The sequence below is a fragment of the Pseudomonas sp. 58(2021) genome (genome assembly GCF_017491585.1).
Taxonomy (GTDB): domain Bacteria; phylum Pseudomonadota; class Gammaproteobacteria; order Pseudomonadales; family Pseudomonadaceae; genus Aquipseudomonas; species Aquipseudomonas fluorescens_BT.
This window is the reverse complement of record NZ_JAFGYZ010000011.1, coordinates 202,157-220,582: the sequence shown is the minus strand read 5'-3', so window position 1 is coordinate 220,582 and position 18,426 is coordinate 202,157. Positions and strand designations below refer to the sequence as shown.

At 61.2% G+C, this 18,426-nt stretch carries 17 protein-coding genes; 4 read left to right on the top strand and 13 right to left on the bottom strand.

Annotated features, from left to right (window positions below; all coding sequences use genetic code 11):
• Positions 1 to 102 precede the first annotated feature (102 nt).
• The 4 genes from J5M72_RS15210 to J5M72_RS15195 form a co-directional block, all read right to left on the bottom strand.
• Positions 103 to 618 carry an Hcp family type VI secretion system effector gene (locus J5M72_RS15210; RefSeq protein WP_003226246.1) on the bottom strand — a complete coding sequence of 172 codons (516 nt, stop codon included), beginning with the start codon at positions 616 to 618 and terminating at the stop codon, positions 103 to 105.
• 320 nt (positions 619 to 938) lie between these two features.
• The gene (locus J5M72_RS15205) at positions 939 to 2,309 is read right to left on the bottom strand and encodes a VOC family protein (protein ID WP_207866206.1); all 1,371 of its coding nucleotides are present in this window, start codon (positions 2,307 to 2,309) and stop codon (positions 939 to 941) included.
• A 111-nt stretch (positions 2,310 to 2,420) separates the two neighbouring features.
• Entirely contained in the window at positions 2,421 to 3,359 is a 939-nt protein-coding gene (locus J5M72_RS15200; RefSeq protein WP_207866204.1) for an alpha/beta fold hydrolase, read from the bottom strand.
• A 16-nt stretch (positions 3,360 to 3,375) separates the two neighbouring features.
• Positions 3,376 to 4,830 carry an NAD(P)/FAD-dependent oxidoreductase gene (locus J5M72_RS15195; protein WP_207866202.1) on the bottom strand — a complete coding sequence of 485 codons (1,455 nt, stop codon included), beginning with the start codon at positions 4,828 to 4,830 and terminating at the stop codon, positions 3,376 to 3,378.
• Between the two features lie 190 nt (positions 4,831 to 5,020).
• On the opposite strand from J5M72_RS15195, the gene J5M72_RS15190 reads away from it, so the two are divergent.
• Positions 5,021 to 6,094 (top strand): diguanylate cyclase, encoded by a 1,074-nt coding sequence (locus J5M72_RS15190; protein WP_169429785.1) that lies wholly within the window; start codon positions 5,021 to 5,023, stop codon positions 6,092 to 6,094.
• Between the two features lie 84 nt (positions 6,095 to 6,178).
• Positions 6,179 to 7,414, top strand: coding sequence for a M20/M25/M40 family metallo-hydrolase (locus J5M72_RS15185; protein WP_169429786.1), 1,236 nt, complete (start codon positions 6,179 to 6,181; stop codon positions 7,412 to 7,414).
• 88 nt (positions 7,415 to 7,502) lie between these two features.
• Here J5M72_RS15185 and J5M72_RS15180 read toward each other — a convergent pair whose 3' ends face one another.
• The 8 genes from J5M72_RS15180 to J5M72_RS15145 all read right to left on the bottom strand — a co-directional run bounded on the left by J5M72_RS15180 (position 7,503) and on the right by J5M72_RS15145 (position 15,760).
• Positions 7,503 to 8,372: an oxaloacetate decarboxylase gene (locus J5M72_RS15180; protein ID WP_007956238.1), complete on the bottom strand. Its 870-nt coding sequence runs from the start codon at positions 8,370 to 8,372 to the stop codon at positions 7,503 to 7,505.
• Positions 8,373 to 8,532: 160 nt separating this feature from the next.
• On the bottom strand, positions 8,533 to 9,567 hold the full coding sequence (gene astA, locus J5M72_RS15175; protein ID WP_169429787.1) for an arginine N-succinyltransferase: 1,035 nt from the start codon (positions 9,565 to 9,567) through the stop codon (positions 8,533 to 8,535).
• A 55-nt stretch (positions 9,568 to 9,622) separates the two neighbouring features.
• Complete coding sequence (locus J5M72_RS15170; protein WP_207866200.1) at positions 9,623 to 10,639, bottom strand: arginine N-succinyltransferase; 1,017 nt, start codon at positions 10,637 to 10,639, stop codon at positions 9,623 to 9,625.
• 118 nt (positions 10,640 to 10,757) lie between these two features.
• The gene (locus tag J5M72_RS15165) at positions 10,758 to 12,107 is read right to left on the bottom strand and encodes an APC family permease (protein WP_207866198.1); all 1,350 of its coding nucleotides are present in this window, start codon (positions 12,105 to 12,107) and stop codon (positions 10,758 to 10,760) included.
• An 87-nt stretch (positions 12,108 to 12,194) separates the two neighbouring features.
• On the bottom strand, positions 12,195 to 12,947 hold the full coding sequence (locus tag J5M72_RS15160; protein WP_207866196.1) for an N-formylglutamate amidohydrolase: 753 nt from the start codon (positions 12,945 to 12,947) through the stop codon (positions 12,195 to 12,197).
• Positions 12,931 to 14,262 (bottom strand): glutamine synthetase family protein, encoded by a 1,332-nt coding sequence (locus J5M72_RS15155; protein WP_207866194.1) that lies wholly within the window; start codon positions 14,260 to 14,262, stop codon positions 12,931 to 12,933. The genes J5M72_RS15160 and J5M72_RS15155 overlap by 17 nt, the downstream gene beginning before the upstream one ends.
• Positions 14,259 to 14,903: an isochorismatase family cysteine hydrolase gene (locus tag J5M72_RS15150; RefSeq protein WP_207866193.1), complete on the bottom strand. Its 645-nt coding sequence runs from the start codon at positions 14,901 to 14,903 to the stop codon at positions 14,259 to 14,261. Before J5M72_RS15150 ends, J5M72_RS15155 begins: the two co-directional genes overlap by 4 nt.
• A gap of 2 nt (positions 14,904 to 14,905) precedes the next feature.
• Positions 14,906 to 15,760, bottom strand: a complete 855-nt coding sequence (locus J5M72_RS15145; protein WP_207866191.1) for a MurR/RpiR family transcriptional regulator — start codon at positions 15,758 to 15,760, stop codon at positions 14,906 to 14,908.
• Between the two features lie 317 nt (positions 15,761 to 16,077).
• Between J5M72_RS15145 and J5M72_RS15140 the strand changes: the two genes are divergently transcribed.
• Together J5M72_RS15140 and cobF are read left to right on the top strand one after the other, a co-directional pair.
• The gene (locus J5M72_RS15140; protein ID WP_207866189.1) at positions 16,078 to 16,650 is read left to right on the top strand and encodes a histidine phosphatase family protein; all 573 of its coding nucleotides are present in this window, start codon (positions 16,078 to 16,080) and stop codon (positions 16,648 to 16,650) included.
• A complete protein-coding gene (gene cobF, locus J5M72_RS15135; RefSeq protein WP_207866187.1) occupies positions 16,647 to 17,402 on the top strand; it encodes a precorrin-6A synthase (deacetylating) in 756 nt (251 codons plus the stop codon). Before J5M72_RS15140 ends, cobF begins: the two co-directional genes overlap by 4 nt.
• On the opposite strand, the gene ftrA is transcribed toward cobF, so the two are convergent.
• Positions 17,371 to 18,360, bottom strand: a complete 990-nt coding sequence (gene ftrA, locus J5M72_RS15130; protein ID WP_207866185.1) for a transcriptional regulator FtrA — start codon at positions 18,358 to 18,360, stop codon at positions 17,371 to 17,373. The genes cobF and ftrA overlap by 32 nt on opposite strands.
• Between the last annotated feature and the right edge of the window lie 66 nt (positions 18,361 to 18,426).

Here is an 18,426-nt window from a genome sequence, read left to right as displayed (position 1 = left end):
TTCGTCGATGACCGCCAGGCGGATCAACGCACGCGAAATTCTGGAGGGCGTAAACAACATCGACCAGCAGAGCTGGCCGATGCTTGCAACGATCAGCCGTAATTAAACGACTGGAGCACGCCAGTCATCGGAACCCGAAGTACCGGATACTTCGTGGGTCCAGGTGATTTTGCGGTAGGTGAACTGCACTTCTTCCAGGTGGGTGAAGTGCGAGTTGCCTGGATCCTGGCAGTTGTGCATTTTGTTGTTGATGGCGACGATGATCGCGTCTTCCAGTTTGGTGGTGTAGTAGTGCTCTTGGGTACCTTGAGCCGAAGTGCGGTACCACTGGATAACGATTTCGCTCATGCGCTCGCCGGAGGTCAGAGCAGCTTGCAGCAGTGGCGAAGCCTTGTCGTAGACCTTGGTGATGATCACTGGCTTGTGAACGCGCTGACCGGTTGGCTGACCGGATTGCGGGTCACGCGGGATGATCACGTCGTGGCTGAACGCCTGAACCATGACCTGGTCTTCGTGACCTTCCTGGTAGGTGTTGCCAACGGAGTCGGCGGTGAAGGCGCCGGCAGTGATCAGGCCTTGTTTTTCGCCGGTAACCGACATGTACGCTGGTGTTGCCATGGGATGCTCTCCTTGCGGATAAAGTTAGGGTGCCCGGGAGGCGAAATCGCCCGGTGGGTGCCTGACTGTTATCAAGGAGCGTGCCAGCTTTTGCCACGTCCCCGGGAGCCGGGGACTTGACCGCTCTGGATCGCGGCTTTGAGCGTTTTTTGATCAGTTCGGTAGCTCGAAGTGCGCAAGAAGTTGCGCAGTACTGCGCAACTTCTTGCGCACTTGGCTGTAGGCCTTGATACACAAGGCCTACAGCGTTTCGAGAGGCCTTTTTATTACCAGCAACTGCGCAACTTCTTGCGCAGTATGGCCAAAGGCCGCATCGCCGCTTATCGAGTCAGCGCCGTGAGGCATTCTTCAATCGAACGACGCTGTGTTTCGGCATAGAGCCCCAACTCATCAATGGTCGAACGCCCCAAGGCCAACTCGAACGCCTGTCGATTGGAATGCTCGCTATAGTGCGTCTGCGCCGCATCCCCCAGGTTCGACTGAAAAATCCCTGCCGCACTGACCGGCAGGAAATCTTCGTACACCAGCGGTTCGGCTTTCACATAGCCGTCACGTAATAACCCTTGCAGCGTTACATCAGCGGGACGACTTCCTTTGCCTGTCAGGAAATAGCGGAAATACGCCAATTCCTGTTCGCGCATGCCATCGAGGCTGTCAGGGAATTCGCTGAAGTGTTGGGTCATCAGCGCGTTGTAGCGTGAGGCATTGGCTTCGTTGGGGAAGTCACCCAACTCATCTCGCGCAGCATTCAGCAGACGGTCGTATAACGCCCGGCCCTTGGGTGTCAGCGCCGCACCTCGTTGTTCGATCTCGCCGAAGCGAGCACTGTGGCTGCCTCGGGTTTCTGTCTGGTCAGTGAAGGCGATCGGCTCGTCCAGCGCCTTGAAACTGGTCTGACGCAACAGGATCGGGTGTTGCCGACGCGGCGGCCCTTCGATCACCGCTTTTGGCGTGATGCCATGCAGCGGCATCTGCGCCTGAACGATGTCGATGTCCAGCGTGCGCGGGGTCAGGTGGTTGATGTGCGGGCCCTTGAAGGCCACGACATCGGCGATCAGACGATGCTGAGCGCTGAGGGTCTGGTATTGCGCGGCGGTGACGGTGGCGCTGTGGTGCCAGCGAAAAGTCTCCAGCGCTTGCAGGACAAATTCCCCGGCTTCGGACTCAGTCAGTCCGCCAGCGGCTTCGGCCTGCTCGATCAGGCGCAACGCTGTCGGGGTGAAGATCGAACGCTGATCCAGCACTGATTGAGCGAAGGCTCGCAGTTCGGGGTCTTCAATCAATTCCAGTCGCAGCAACGAAGTGAACACCCGGAACGGGCTGACCTGCAGCGCATTTTCATGCACCGCACGGAACGCCGTGGAATGCACCGGCACGCCGGCGGGTGTCAGGTCGTAATAACCCACAGGCTGCATGCCCATCACGGCGAACAGGCGGGCGAGGGTGGCCAGTTCGGTGGCAGTGCCGACGCGGATTGCACCGTGGCGTTCCATGTCCAGCCGTTCGATTTCGCCGGTGCTGTGCAACTGACTGGCGATCTGCGGCTCGCGTGCCAGCACTTCGCGGTTGGTCTGCTCCACCAGTTCCATCAGTGCGCCATACAGCGGCACTTCTTCGCGGTACATATCGGACATCGCTTTGGAGAAGCGTTGGCGGATCAGGTCGGGGCTGACGAACGGCTGCACGGTCATGAAAAAAATTCCTGGCACGGTCACGTAAAGGATGGAGGAAAAGATCGCAGCCTTCGCCGACGCGGGCAAACGAAGAATCCTACGAACTTCATTCTGCCAACGACTGACCGTTTACCTGTCCGCGCGTGAGTTTTCTCCCAGGAACTCCCGATACAAACGTGCCGTGTTCGACGGCTGCTCGACCATCGGCATGTGCCCGACACCGTCCCACACATCCACCCGCAGATTGGCGATGCCCTTGCTCCACACCGGCACGCTGCTGACATCGATCAACCGATCCTTGCGACCCCAGAGCAACAGCGCCGGGCATTTGATGTCCGGCAGCTTTGGTTCCATCGGCGGGCTGGCGCGGAAGTCCCGGAAGATCTCTTCCAGTTCGTCCCGTTGCTGTTCATAGCGTTGGGCAATGGCATCGAGCACCAGTCCGGGTACCCAGGGCGGTGAGGCCATGGTCATCGCATAGAAGTGTCGGAATTCTTCCCGGGAATTGATCAGGAACGGATTGTGCCCACGAGCCAGGTGACGCTCCATGTCGCTGGCTTCTGGTGCGGTGACGCCGGCCGGGTCGATCAGCGCCACCGAAGCGATGCGATCCGGATAGGTCGCCGCCAGCCACGCGGCGATGTAACCGCCCATGGAGTTGCCGATAACGTGGACTTTCTCTACCCCGCAGACGTCGAGCAGCTGAATCATGCGTTTGGCCTGTACCGGAATGTCGTAGCCGCCACCGGCCTTGAAGCCGGTTTCGCCGTGACCGGCCAGATCCGGGATGATCACCCGATACTGGCTGACAAAGTGCCGGGCAAAACGCAGCCACAGGTTCTTTTCGGCGCTGTAGCCATGCAGCATCAGAATGCTGCTCGACGCTTCATAGGGCCCGCCTTGCCAGGTCGACACGGTCATTTCGGCGATGGGCACTTCGATCTTGTGCAACCGGTAAAGCCTGGCCTCCAGGGCCGCGCTCAGGTCGTAGAGCCAGTGACCGACCGCCGGGTAACTCAACCAGCTCCAGGCCACGAAAACTGCGAGGGCGACAAACAGCAAAAGCATCGTGGGTCTTCCTTGTTCAAGACAGAATGTGGTCGGCTGGTTTCAGCGCCCGGGTCAAGCGGTGGTAGCTGAAACTGAAGCCGGGAAACATCGCGATCACATGACCGCTCTTGCTTTGATACCAACTGTGGCAGCCGCCGGTTTTCCAGACCGTGCGCTCCATCTCCCGGTGAATCATCTGAGTGTAGGTACGTTCTGCTTCGGGGCGAACTTCGATGCTGCGCAGACCTTTGGCCTGCACGGTGCGGATACAGTCGAGGATGTAGTTCATCTGCGATTCGATGATGAACAATGCCGAGGTGTGACCGATGCCGGTGTTCGGCCCGGTGACGATAAACAGATTGGGAAAGTCCGGCAGGCTGGTGCCGAGGTAGGCGCGTGGATACTGCGCCCAGACATCGCGCAGTTTTACGCCGTTTTTTCCGCTGACCGGGTAGGAAATCACGCCGTCGGTGGCGTCGTAACCGGTCGACCAGACGATCAGATCGACGTCGATGTGCTGGCCATCCGTGGTGATAATGCCGGTTTCGTCGAGGGCGGCGATACCTTGTTCGCGGCTGTGCAATGTGACGTTGGGCCGGGTAAGCGCCGGATAATAGGTGCTGGAGACCAATACCCGTTTGCAGCCGATGGTGAAGTCCGGTGTGAGTTTTTTCCGCAACTCGGGGTCAGCCACCTGGCGTTTGAGAAACTTCAGGGCGTGTCGCTGCACCATGTGAATCGCCGGTTTCGAGTATTTGAAGGCGATGACCCGGGTTTCGAATTGCCAATAGATCATCCAGCGCAGCAGTTTGTAGGCCGGTTTCAGACCCAGCAACCAACGCTGGAACCGCCCGAATGTACGGTCGGCCCGGGGCAGCACCCAGTGCGCGGTGCGCTGAAATACGTGCAATTCGGCGACCTCGGATGCAATCGCGGGAATGACCTGAGCCGCACTGGCGCCACTGCCGACAATTGCCACGCGTTCAGCGTGATAGTCGTAACTGTGATCCCAATTGTTTGTATGAAAAGTCTTGCCCTTGAAGCGATCCTGACCGGGGAAGTGTGGGATAACCGGTTGGCTCAACGGCCCGGTGGCATTGATCAGGAACTGCGCATAAAAAATGCCTTTGGTGCCAGTGTGTACAGCCCAGCGTTTTTCGGTGTCATCCCACTCGACCCGCTCGACGTTGGCCTCCAGTTCCACCCGATCGCGCAGGCCGAAACGCTCGATGACGTGTTCGGTGTAGCGTTGCAGTTCGGCCTGTTCGGCGAACATCTGCGTCCAGGGGTAGGGCGCAAACGAAAGGGAATACAGGGGCGACGGCACATCCACCGCCGCGCCGGGGTAGGTGTTCTGGCACCAGGTGCCGCCGAAAAAGTCCCGCCGCTCCAGCAAGCGAAAATCGTCGATGCCGGCCTTGAGCAAATTGACCGCCGCGCACTGGCCGCCAAACCCGCTGCCGATGATCAGCACTTGATAGGTCTGCATGGGCCTCCTTCTTAGAGTCTTTTTTCCATTTTCTTCCTTTCATGTATAGCCAATTATTTGCTCGCCGTGTGGTGCTGATGACGGGGTATTCGGCCCGCTGGCCGGTGATGGCTATTTGACGTTGCCCTGATAGACTCCCAATACATCGGGTCTGCGGTCTGCGCAGTGCCGTCGAGTGGTCGAGGCCCCTATGGGAAGAACGGGAGGAAAGGGACTTTCACTGGCCAGGAGGCTCTATACATCGCGAATCCTCGGGCTGGTTCTGGGGCTTTTGTGCGTGAGCGTCGCGATGTATCCACTCGATCCGCCGGCCTGGGTCTGGGCGGTGATGCTGTTCAACGGACTGGTCTGGCCGCATCTGGCGTTTCAATGGGCCCGACGGGCGCGGGTGCCTTATCACGCCGAGCACCGCAATTTGCTGATCGACGCCTTTCTCGGTGGCTTCTGGGTCGCCGCCATGCACTTCAATCCCTTGCCCAGTGCCACGACCATTTCGATGATGGCGATGAACAACGTCGCCATCGGCGGCCTGCGCTTTCTGCTGGCCGGGGCGGCGGCGCAGTTGCTCGGGGTTGGCGTCGGGCTGGTGGTATTTGCCCCCGCGTTCATCCCGATGACCACGTCGGCACAGCTTTATGCCTGTCTGCCACTGTTGATGCTGTATCCGTTGGCGCTCGGCTGGATCTGCTTTCGCCAGGCCTACACCCTCGGCTTGCATAAACGTGAACTCCTGGCCCTGAGCCGCACCGACAGCCTCACCGGACTGCTCAACCACGGCGCCTGGAAGGATCAACTGGAAATCGAATTCCAGCGCTGCAAACGCCAGCAGACAGGCGCAGCGATTGCGCTGATCGACATCGACCACTTCAAGGCGATCAACGACACCTACGGCCATGTGGCCGGCGATATCGTCCTGCGGCAGTTGAGCAAAATGCTCAAGCAGAATCTGCGCATGGCGGATGTGGCGGGGCGTTATGGCGGCGACGAGTTTTGCGTGATCCTGCCGGACCTGCCGCTGTTCAATGCCGCGCAGGCGATGGAGGCGTTGCGTGAGCGTTTTTCCTTTCTGGTGTACGAACAGAACCCGGCGCTGAAAGTCAGCCTGAGCATTGGCCTGGCGGCGCTCGATCCGGCTCACGGCGATGCAATGCGCTGGCTCAATGACGCTGATGAGGCACTCTACGAAGCCAAGGCCAGCGGGCGCAACCGGGTGATCTGCTGCAACGATGACAAGCCGCGGCGCGAGGTATTCGATTCGGTTTGAACGGAATGGGTGTCGCATCCGGGATAGAGCCTTGGGGCGATGTCAGGTACGGTTCAGTACCCGACACGAAACAAGGATTGATTCATGACGTTCAATTTCCCTCGTTCCCTGCTGGCCGCCGGTCTCGGCCTGAGCCTCTCTTTCGCCACCGCTGGCGCGTTCGCTGAACCGCACAAGCAGGTGCTGGCCGACGCCGAGCAATACAAACCCGAAGCCCTGAAGCTGCTCGAGCGCCTGGTCAATATTGATTCCGGTTCCGGCTATGAGCCGGGGCTCAAGCAAGTCAGCGAAATCGCCATCGATGAGTTGAAAAAGCTCGGTGCCACCATCGAACTGGTGCCCAACACCCCGGAAAAAACCAACCACGTGCTCGCCACGCTCAAAGGCACCGGCAAGGCAAAAATCCTGCTGATGGCGCACATGGACACGGTGTTCAAGGAAGGCTCCGCTGCTGAGCGACCGTTCCACATCAAGGACGGCCGCGCCTACGGGCCGGGGGTGATGGACGACAAGGGCGGGATCGTCGCCGGCATCTATGCGCTGAAAATCCTGAAGAACCTCGACTTCAAGGACTACGCGCAAATCACTTTCCTGCTCGATGCCAGCGAAGAAACCGGCTCGGACGTTGCCACCGACCTGATCAAGAAAACCGCCAAGCTCCACGACGTCACCCTCAACCTCGAACCGGGCCGTCCGGCCGATGGTCTGGTGGTGTGGCGCAAGGGCAGCGCCACCGCGCTGGTCGAGGTCAAGGGCAAGGCTGCTCACGCCGGCGTCGCGCCGGAACTGGGGCGCAACGCGGCGATGGAGGCGGCGCACCAGATCCTGCAACTGGGCAAGCTCGGCGACGAAGCGAAGAAAACCACGATCAATTTCACTGTGCTCAAGGCTGGCGACCGCACCAACGTCATTCCGGATCAGGCCACAGCCAAGGCTGATGTACGGGCGGCGGTGCCGGAGGAGTTCGACCGGATCGAGAAGGATCTGGCGCGGGTGTCGCAGGACAAACTGATTCCTGACACCGAGGTGAAGACTTCATTGCAACGGGGCTTGCCGCCAATGCCGCAGACGGCGGAGTCGGATCGTTTGATGGCGATGGCTCAGGGGATCTACGGCGAAATTGGTCGCAAGTTGACCGAAGAAGGTAGCGGCGGGGCGGCGGATGCCAGTTTGTCGGCCGGGGTGGGGACGCCGACGCTGGACGGGTTCGGGATTGTCGGCGGCAACATTCATACGCCGGAGGAATACGCGGAGGTGGAGAGCGTGGCGCCGCGGATTTATCTCTTGTCGCGGATGATCATGGAGTTGGCGAAACGGTAATGGCAGGCAGCGGTTTCGCGGCGGGCGCCACGCGAGTGGACTCGTAATGGCGTCGGGCCGCTCTGCCTCTTTGTCGCGTGGTGCGAGGTTACTCTTTGACGCTCATGTATTCCTTGGCCCAGAGGATGTATTCCTCAGGCTGGGTGTAGGTGTGGGTCAGTTCGGTGGCGCTCAGGTCCGAGGCCTGGGTGAAGATCTGGCGTTGTTCGCGCAGGCTGTCGTAGGTCGCCTTGATCGCGGCGAAGTAGGCACCGTGGCCGTCGATGGTCACGCGCACACCCAGTTCAGCCAGGCGTTTGTCGTCGCGCAGCGCCGGGTTGCCGTAGGTCACCAGCATCAGCGGGACGGTCAGGTGTTCGGCGATCTGCTCAAGCTGGTCGAAGTCCTGAATACCGACCATGCAGATACCGTCGGCGCCGGCGGCCTGGTATTGCTTGGTGCGGCTGATGATTTCCTGGTTCGGCAGGATGCCGGCGTTGGTCCGGGCGATGATCGCCATTTCCGAATCAACCCGGGCTTCCAGCGCCGCACGGATCTTGCCGACGCCTTCGGCGACGGTGATCAGGTCGGTGGATTTGCGGCCGAACTGGGCCGGCAGCAAGGTGTCTTCGATGGTCAGCGCGGCGACGCCGGCGCGTTCCAGTTCGACGATGGTGCGCATCACGTTGAGTGCGTTGCCGTAGCCGTGGTCGGCGTCGGCGATCACCGGCAATTGGGCGACGCGGCCGATGCGAGTGGCCTGCTCGGCGAATTCGCTGAGGGTGATCAGCGCAAAGTCCGGAGCGCCCAGGACCTGCAACGAAGCGACCGAGCCGCCGAGAATCCCTACTTCAAATCCCAGGTCAGCGGCAATGCGGGCGGACATCGGATCGAACACCGAGGCGGTGTGATAGCAGGTGTCAGAAGCCAGCAGCTGACGGAAGTTACGGCGCAAATCTTGATGAGAAAGCCTGGTCATACGAGTTCCACCAATACAAAGGAATGGAAAGGCTTGAGCAAAGGTGTCAACGCCGAAGGTGAAAAGGCTATCACGCCAATGGGTCAAGGATCATGACGAATTAACGAGGAAGTTAACCAGGAAAAACCTGTTCAGGCTTTCTTGCAGCAGGCTGAGGCGCTCAGGCCGCCACCGCCTGCTGCTGTTGATTGGGCAACGGCACCGCCCGTACCGAGTTGCCCGGCTGCAATTGCAGGCGTTTGGCGGTGAGGCGGTCGATCACCAGGCTGCTGCCGACCCGGCGGCCCGGAGCGACGGTGATGCGGCAGTTTTCCAGGCGCCGGTTGTGGATCAGCCACAGCGGCGCCTGATCGTCCGGTGTGCCGATGCTCAGGCTCAGCTCCAGGCTGTCGCGCACGGTGCGGATATTGTGGATCGGCGCCTCGATGACCGGGCCGCCATCGAAGATATCGATGTAGCCCTTGTGGGCAAAACCTTCGGCCTGGAGGATCTTCAGTGCCGCTTCGGTGTTGGGGTGAGCCTGACCGATCACGGCCTGGGCCTGTTCGGTGAGCAGGCAGGTGTACAGCGGCTGACGCGGCATCAGTTCGGCAATGAACGATTTGTTGCCTAACCCTGACAAGTGGTCGGCGTGGCTGAAGTCCATCTGGAAGAAGTGTCGGCCCAGGCTGTCCCAGAACGGCGAACAGCCTTGTTCGTCAGCGCTGCCGCGCAGTTCGGCGATCATCTTCTCGCCGAACAGGTGCGGGAATTCGGCGACGAACAGCAGGCGCCCCAGCGACAGCAGACGTCCATTGCTGCCGTGGCGCTGGTCATGGCGCAGGAACAGCGAGCACAGTTCCGATTGGCCGGTCAGTTCATTATTCAGAAACAGGGTCGGAATCTGCCGCTGAATACCCAGATCCGGTGCCGAGCTGACGGTCAGCCCGACCCGGTAGTTGTACCAGGGTTCGCGCAGGCCGACGGCGCCGGCCAGGGCACTGACCCCGACCACGCGCTGGTCATCATCCTCGAGGACAAAAAGATAGTCGGCATCGGCCCGTTCGACCTGCTCGGCGAAGGCGCGTTGCGCCCAGCGTACCCGATGGGTCAGGCGATCTTCATTGGCCGGCAGGGTGGTGAAACCGGGCCCGGCCTGTTGCACCAGGGTCATCAACGCTGGCAGGTCGCTGACTTGGACCGGACGGACAATCATGCTGCAACTCCTTTTGCGCGCCTGCTCGGGCACTGTCGTTGGGTACGGGCGCAGTTCACAGGGCAATCACCCGCACCGTGCCGCCATGGCTGACGTTCAGTGCCGCACACAGCGACGGGGTGAGCGCCAGGGGCTGACCGGGCTGGTAATCCAGCTCGGCGACCATTGCCCGGTAGCCATGCAGTGCATCGTTACTCACCAGATAGCGACCGCGGGCGTCGATCAGTGGTTCCTCCCGGACCGTGGCGATCCGACTGCTGGCAATCGAACGGACGTTGGCGGTGCGGGCGTACAAGGTCGGACCGGCGTCGAACAGATCGATGTAGCTGTTGGTTTCAAAACCCTCGCGTTCGAGGATGTCGAAGGCTTCCTGGCCGTCGGGGTGGATGCGGCCGATGCAGTCCTGCGCCGCCTGCGGCAGCATGGGCACGTAGATCGGGTATTGCGGCATCAGTTCGGCGAGAAACGTGCGGCTCTGCAAGCCGCACAAGCGCTCGGCCTCGACGTAGGGCAGGTCGAAGAAATGTTTGCCCAGCGCGTCCCAGAAGGGCGAATGGCCGTTTTCGTCGCTGTAGCCGACGATTTCGGTGATCACCGCTTCGGCAAATCGCTGTGCATGGGCGGCGATGAACAGCAGGCGGGCCCGCGACAGCAATTCGGAAAACGGCGTGCGCACCAGTGCCGCGTCGATGTGGAAACCGCGCAGCAGCGTGTGGCCGCTCAGGTCGTGGCACAGCGACAGCGCCGGCACGCCGTGTTCGATGTTCAGCTCCCGCGAGGCACTGGTGAAGTGGCGGTTGCGCAGGCTGTAGAACGGTTCGTTGTAGCCGGCAGTGGCGAGAATCTCCGAACAGCCCACCAGACGACGCTTGTCCAGGTCTTCCAGTACGAAGAAATAATTCTCCGGGCCCTGGGCCGAGGCATGGCTGTCGAACGACGCGCAGGACGCGGCGATTTTCCCGCTCAGGTGTTCGCGGTCATCCGGCAGGGAGGTAACGCCCACCAGGCTGTCGCGAGCCAATTGTTGCAATTGAGGCAGGTCGGTTGGCTCGACTGGACGTAAGACCAGCATGGATGCACTCCTGTATCAAAAGGTTCGGCCCATTCGCCGAACCTGACTATCACTGTCGGTTTCCACGCGTTAAAGCGGCGGTCGCCTGATTTGTTGTCAGACGCCGCTTTTTTTCTTGTCAGCCATTGCTCGGGTCAGGCAGCGCGGTACTGGCGCCGAGCTTGTTCAGGAAGAACAGGTACACAAGACCCAATGCGATCCAGATCAGGCCGAGTTTTTGTGCATCGACGCCCATGTTGTACATGATGGCCGCGACGATGATGAAGCCGATCACCGGGCAGATCAGGTGACGGATCACCTGTCCGGACTTCTGCCGGCGCCAGTAGTAGTTGATCACGGTCAGGTGCAGCAGCATGAAGCCGCTCAGGGCACCGAAGTTGACCAGCGAAGTCAGGGTGTCCACCGAGTTGATGAACAGGTAGCAGATCACCAGCGACAGCACGGCCACCAGATAAATGCTCAGGTAGGGCGTGTTGTGTTTCGGGTGCACCTTGGCCAGCATTTTCGGCAGCTTGCCGTCGCGGGCCATGCCGAACAGCAGGCGTGAGACCGCCGCTTGCGAAGTGATCGCCACCGCCACGCCCCAGGCCAGGGCCGTGGCCACGCCGGTAAGGGTCGCCAACCAGCTGCCGGCGGCGATTTCGGCGATTTCATAGAACGCGGTGTCGGCGGACTTGAAGCCCATGCCCGCTGCCAGATCGGTGGCGATCCAGGTCTGTACGACGAAGATCGCGCCCATCACCACCAGGGTGATCAACGCCGCTTTGCCGACGCTACGGCCCGGATCGCCCTTGATCTCTTCGGCAAGGGTGGAGATCGCATCGAAGCCGAGGAACGACAGCACCGCAATCGACACCGCTTGCATCAGCAGGGCGAAGTTGAAGGTTTCCGGGTGATACAGCGGCGCCAGGGTCAGCTGGCCGTTGCCGCCACCGTTGTGCAGGGCGTTCCAGGCGTAGAACAGGAAAATCCCCAGCACCACGAGCTGCGCCAGCAGGAACAGGATGTTCATGCGGGCGGTGAAAGTAATGCCGCGCAGGTTGACGAAGGTCGCGCTGACCAGGAACGCCAGAATGAAGCCGACTTTCGGGATATCCGGGTACAAATGGTTGAGCGCCATTGCCGCGTAAACGTAAAGCAGCGGCGGAATCAGCAGGTAGTCCAGCAGCATCAGCCAGCCGGCGATGAAGCCGACGTGTTGATTCAGGCCCCGTTGCGCGTAGGAATAGACCGATCCGGCAATCGGAAAGGCCCGGGCCATGCTGCCGTAGCTCAGCGCGGTGAAGACCATCGCCACCATGCCGATGATGTACGCCAAAGGCACCATCCCCGGTGCCTCGGCGTTGACGTAGCCATACACGCCGAACGGGGCGATGGGGATCATGAAGATCATCCCGTACACCACCAGGTCGGTCAGTGTCAGGCTACGTTTCAACTCCTGTTTGTAGCCGAACTCTTCTATTTCCATGAAACGCAACTCCTTGTCAGCCAATCGGTCGTTTTAGTTGTTATGTCGGTCCGTCGTTTACAACGTCAGCAGTGGTTACAGCGACCTTTACAACAGTGGTGCCAGATAATCTGCCCAGCGGGAAACCGCTTCCGGGCTGCGCAGCAGGTCGTTGCGCACTTCAATCAAAACCGACTCCAGGCCTCGGGCATCACCGTGAACCGGGACGGTCATGTCGCCCAACGGATCAATCCTGTACGGCTGGTTGCCCGCGACTTTCAGCGGATGCTGGCCGAGACCGTCGAGCAGGCGCTGGGCGTATCCCTTGGCCTGACCGAACAGCACGCCGACTTCCAGCTCACGCGGCTGGCCGTAATAAACTGACGTGAAACTGTGAATCCCCACCACCCGCACCGGCCGGCCTTCTGCCAAACGTTCGTCGATCAGCTGTTGCAACCGGGTGTGAAACGGCTTGAACAGGCACTGGCGACGGTATTCGCGTGTGGCTTCGTCGAGCCCGCGATTGCCCGGCACCTGATAGATCTCGCTCTGCGCCGGAATGCTGTCCGGGGCGTGGCGGGGCCGGTTGAGGTCGATCAGCAGTCGCGAATAATTGGCGCTCAGCAGCGTGGCGCCGATTTTTTCCGACAGTTGTTCGGCCAGCTCCAGCGCACCGATGTCCCAGGCAATGTGTTCACGCGCAGCCTTTTCATCCAGACCCAGATTGTTCAGGGCGTCGGGGATGTGGCGGCTGGCGTGCTCGCACACCAGAATCAGTGGGTGCGTCGAATCTTCACGGATCAGGTTGTAGACCGGTCGGGTGTACAACCCAAGCTCGGCGGATTCAGTACAGGCGTGCATAGTGCTCACACAGGTCGGCGGGTGAGAGCTGTTCCGTCAGCGCCAGTTCCTCGGTTTTAAGGGCGAAATACGTGTCGAGCAACGGTGCCGGCAGCGCTGCCATCAGCGCTTCGCTGCGACGCAGGCAATCCAGTGCCTGAGCCAAAGAGGTGGGCAGGGCAACAATGCCCCGAGCCTCGCGTTGTTCGTCGTTGAGTGCATCGGGGATTTCATCGGTGATGGCGTTCAGCGCCAGGCGCTGCTCGATGCCCAAACGTCCGGCGATCAGCAGCGCAGCCATTGCCAGGTGCGGCGAGGCGGTGGCGTCCATGGCGCGGAATTCCAGGTTGTACTGCTTCGCCACGGGTTTGTTGCCCAGGCTTACGGTCGGGCAGATGCGCAGCGCCGCTTCGCGGTTCTGCTGGCCGAGACAGGCGTAGGACGCGCTCCAATGGTGCGGCTGCAGGCGCTCGTACGACACCGGCGTCGGCGCGGTGAACGCACACAGCGCCGGCAAGTAATGCAGCACGCCCGCCGCCCAGTGCTGGCCGAGGGTCGACAGGCCATTGCTGGTGCCGGCGTCGTACAACATCGGCTGGCCGGCCAGATCAAGCAGGCTGACGTGCAGGTGTACACCGTTGCACACCGCGTCGGCGGCGGTCTTTGCTGAGAAGCTCAGATCCAGGCCCATCTGCCGGGCGATTTCGCGGGTGATCTCGCGCACGTTTACCGCGCGATCTGCCGCTGCCACGCCGAGGGTCGGACGGCAGGTGATTTCGTATTGATGCTTGCCATATTCGGGCAGGAACATTTCCGGCTCGACGCCGCCGGCGCGCAGGGCGCTGAGCAGCCAGCCACCGAATTCCGCGCCCTGGCGCTGGGATTCGAGGGAGAAGGCCAGGTGTTCGGCAAACCCGGCGTGCAGGTTGAATTCGTGTTCGAACGCGGCGTTGACCTGCAACCCGAGTTGATCGCGATAGCGCTCGATTTCATCGCGCAGCAGCGTGCGCGGGCAGGCGCCCCACGGGCGCCCGTCGGTTTCGCGGATGTCGCCGTGGATGAAGTCCAGCGCCGGGGCGGCGGCGTCCGGGCCATTGCCGACGGTGACGCGGCTGGCCAGATCGGGAATCAGCCGCAGATCGCCATAAGCGCCCCACGGGTTGGTCGAGGCAATGATGTCCTGCGGCGTCAGCGCGCTGTTGGCCGGCACCCAGCCGCAGCCGGCGGCTTGATAGTGTTCCAGCTCATCGCTGGGAAACGAACGGCCCCGGGTAATGCCGATCAGGTCGGTGGTGACGATGGTGGTCATCGGCAGCGGCAACAGGCGTTCGCTCATGGCTGCATCTCCCGCAGACGACCGAGTACGGTGTCGGTATCGGTGATCCAGCAATAGCCCTTGATCGCGTTCAGGCAGGCATCGTGACGTGCTTCGGTGTAGGTCGCGCAGGCGTCCGCCACCAGTGTGACGAGGTAACCCCGGTCGGCGGCATCGCGCACGGCCATGTCCACGCATTGATCGGTGACGATGCCGGCAATGATCAGGTGACGGGTTTCCAGATTGCGCAGCACGTAGTCGATGTTGGTCGAGTTGAAGACCCCGGAAGAGGTCTTGGGCAGCACGATTTCGTTTTCTGCCGGGGTCAGTTCAGCGATGACCTGTGCCTGCGGACTGCCCTTGGGCAGGTGCATGTCCGACAGTTTGTGATCCAGCGAGCGGTCGCGGCCGTCGGCGGTCAGGCTTTCGATCAGGGTGTGCAGCACGTTCTGCCGTGCGTCACGAAAGGCGTTGAGCAGGCGCACCTGATTGGGCACCACTTGCGAGCGCGCGCGATTGAGGAAGTAGGCGGCGTCCGGGCCTTCCAGGTGCGGGTCGAACTGCGGCTCGAGCCAGGCACGCTGCATGTCCACCAGCAACAGCGCAGTGTGGTCGGTGACAAACGGCAGGTCCCGCGGCGAGCGGTGGGGAAGGCTGAACATCCTTATTTATCCTCCAGCAGGTGGGTGTCGAAGTCATTGCGCAGGGCATCGATGCCTTCCAGGCGATCGGCCAGGTCCGGGCTGCGCAGGGTCAGGCAAGCGATCAGCGCTTCAACCTGAGCCAGCGCCGGGACCATGGTGTCGAACGGTGAAGCCGACTCCACCGGAGCGCTGATGATCATGTCGGCCAGTTCCCGCAGCGGCGAAGCATAAATGTCGGTGAACAGCACCACGCGAGCGTTGTTGTTCTTGGCGGCGGAGGCCACGCGCAGGGCCTGGGTCTGGTAGCGGCGATAGTCAAACACCAGCACCACGTCCTGGCGTTGCAGGTCGAACAGACGGTCCGGCAGTTGCGCGTTGTCCTCCAGCGCAAAACAACCGGGGCGCAGCAGACGCAAATGATTGAGCAGGTAAGTGGCCATCAGGCTGCTGAAACGCCCGCCGAAGCAGTAGACCTGATGGCGCGTATCGAGCAGCCATTGCGCCAGGATCCGCACGTCTTCGGGTTGGGTCAGCGCCTGGGTTTCCGCCAGCAGACTGTGGCTGTGGGCCAGATAATGGCTCCAGGCATCGTCCTGGTTCAGGTTCGAACGCGGTTGCAACAGCGTGCGTGGCGAGCGCAGGCGATGATCCATGTCGCTCAGCAGAGCGTCCTGGAATTCGGCGTATCCGCCAAAGCCGAGTTTTTTTACCAGACGCACGATAGTCGGATCGCTGACGCCGGCGTGCTCGGCCAGTCGCGCCATGGGCCCGAGGCCGTTGCGCGGGTACTGATCGAGCAAGGCCCGGACGACTTTGCGCTCTGATGGCGTAAGGTCCAGGCCGGGATCGGTAATCAGGTCTCTTAGAGGGGGCATCCGGGCTCCTGCTGGATGAGGTGTTGGATTCGCTTCACAATCCGTTAAAACAGTATTTATGTAACTGACGTTACATGTCTAGTGAATTTTCTGCGCCTTCCGTGGAGCCCCAAAATGGGGCGAAATGCCCGTGTAGCAAGGGCTTCATGGTTTCCCTGTAGTGTGTAGTCCATTGCCTATTGTGGTGTCAGACATTTCCGTTTTCTTTTGACGGACCGTTTTACCAGGCTTGCCCGGAACCACCCGGTTTACGGCACAATTGCCGTCCTGTCGGCATTCCGCCGGTGGTTGTTTACCTTCTGACCGAGTGACTCAACGTGCAAGCCACCCGTTTGACCTTGATTTGTCACGCCAGAACCGTCTCACAAAAATTGGCGCGTTTTCCTACGAACGAGTCCGTTGAAGAAAGCGCTGTAGCGTCTGACTTGTGGGTCGCCCGGTTCGGGTTGCCGCGTCGTCTGATCTGCGGCCCTGAGCTGCGCACCTGCCAGACTGCTCAATGGTTCGGCGAGGATGCGCAGGTTGATGAAGCCTTGCGCGATTGCGACTGGGGGCGCTGGCAAGGGCAATCGATCAAGGACTTGCAGCGAAATGAGCCCGACGCGTTGCAAGCCTGGCTCGAAGATCCTGGCGCCGCGCCCCATGGCGGAGAATCGGTGGCACAACTCGGTGAACGGGTGGCCGCATGGCTGGCAGCGCTGCAAACCACGCCGGGGCACGTGGTGGCCGTGACGCATCCGTTCGTCATCCGGGCAGCGCTGACGCAGGTCTTGCAAAGCGAAGCCTTCCACAGCATCGATGTCGAGCCGCTGGCGCTGGTCGAGTTGAGTTTCTTCGGACGCTGGCGGCTTCGCTTGCCCGGCATTGATCTTGAAGGAGACCGCACATGAAGCGATTGCTGGTCATCGGCATTGGCGCCGGCAACCCCGACTACATCACGATGCAGGCGGTGAAGGCGCTTAATCGGGTGGACGTGTTTTTCCTCATGGACAAGGGCCAGAGCAAGGACAAGCTGATCGACCTGCGTCGAGAAATCTGCGAGCGCTACATCACTGATCGTACGTACCGCTTCGCCGAAGCTCACAGCCCGGAGCGCGAGCGCGGCGAGGTGGACTACAGCGCCAGCGTCGAAAATCTGAATCAAGCCAAGCAGCAAACCTTCGAACGCCTGATCAATGACGAATTGGCTGACGGGCAGTGTGGCGGTTTTCTGGTGTGGGGCGATCCGGCGTTGTACGACAGCACTATTCGTATCCTGCAGGCGATTCTCACCTCAGGTCGATGCGCGTTTGAGTTCGAGGTGATCCCCGGCATCACCAGCGTTCAGGCCCTGGCGGCGCAACACAAAGTGTCGCTTAACACCATCGGCCGCTCGATTGAAATCACCACCGGCCGGCGCCTGGCGGCGGGGCAGGTGAGTGATGCCGACAGTCTGGTGGTGATGCTCGATGCCGAAGATGCCTACCATCGAGTGGCGGATCAGGAGACCGAGATTTACTGGGGGGCCTACCTTGGCACACCGGATGAAATCCTCCTCAGCGGCAAGCTCAAGGATGTCGCCGATGAAATCGAGCGGGTGCGCAAGGCGGCGCGGGCCGAGCATGGTTGGATCATGGACACCTATCTGTTGCGCAAGCCTTGACCTTACGACCAAAGCGCTCGCGATACACCGACGGCGGGACCCCGACCACGCTGCGAAACGCCACACGAAAGCTTTCCACCGAACGATAGCCGCAGCGCAGGGCGATCTGCTCGGTGTTCTGCGGTGTGCTTTCCAGCAACTCCCGGGCCCGGGCCAAGCGTTCGTGTTGCAACCAGGTTTTGGGTGACTGGCCGCTGGCTTCGGTGAATTTGCGCAGGAAGGTGCGTTCGCTCATCGCCGCTTCGCTGGCCAGGTCGCGCACTTCCAGTGGCTCGTGCAGGCGCTCGCGGGCCCACTGCATCACGCGCGACAAGTCACTGCGCGGAGTCGGGCTGACTGGTGTCGGAATGAATTGCGCCTGACCGCCGGTGCGTTGCGGCGACATCACCAGTCGGCGCGCCACCGAGTTGGCCACCTGAGTGCCGAAGTCCCGCGTCACCAGGTGCAGGCAGGCGTCGATCCCGGCTGCGCTGCCGGCCGAAGTGATTAATTGGCCGGAATCGACGTAGAGCACGTCCGGGTCGACATCGATGGCCGGGAAGCGCTCGGCCAGCTCCGAGGTATAACGCCAGTGGGTGGTGGCGCCATGCCCGTCAAGCAGCCCGCTGGCCGCCAAAACAAAGACGCCCGAGCAGATCGAGAGCAACCGGGCGCCGCGCGAGTGCGCATCACGCAATGCTTCGAGCAATGCCTCGGGCACCGGCGCGCTGCGGTCGCGCCAGCCGGGAATGATGATGGTGCGCGCATCCGCCAACAATTCCAGACCACCATCGGCCAGCACCTGAATCCCGCCCATGGCGCGCATCGGGCCTTGATCCACCGCTGCGATGCAGTGCGCGTACCACGGAAAATCGAATTCCGGCCGGGCCAGGCCGAAGATCTCCACGGCGATGCCGAACTCGAAGGTACAGAGGCCGTCGTAGGCCAGAATCGCGACCAATCCAGGTGAATCAGGCATTTGGCGGAAATTTCCCGGTGAGTGTCTTGTGCGCCACTGTAGCGGCAAGCGGCGGCTCGATAAAGT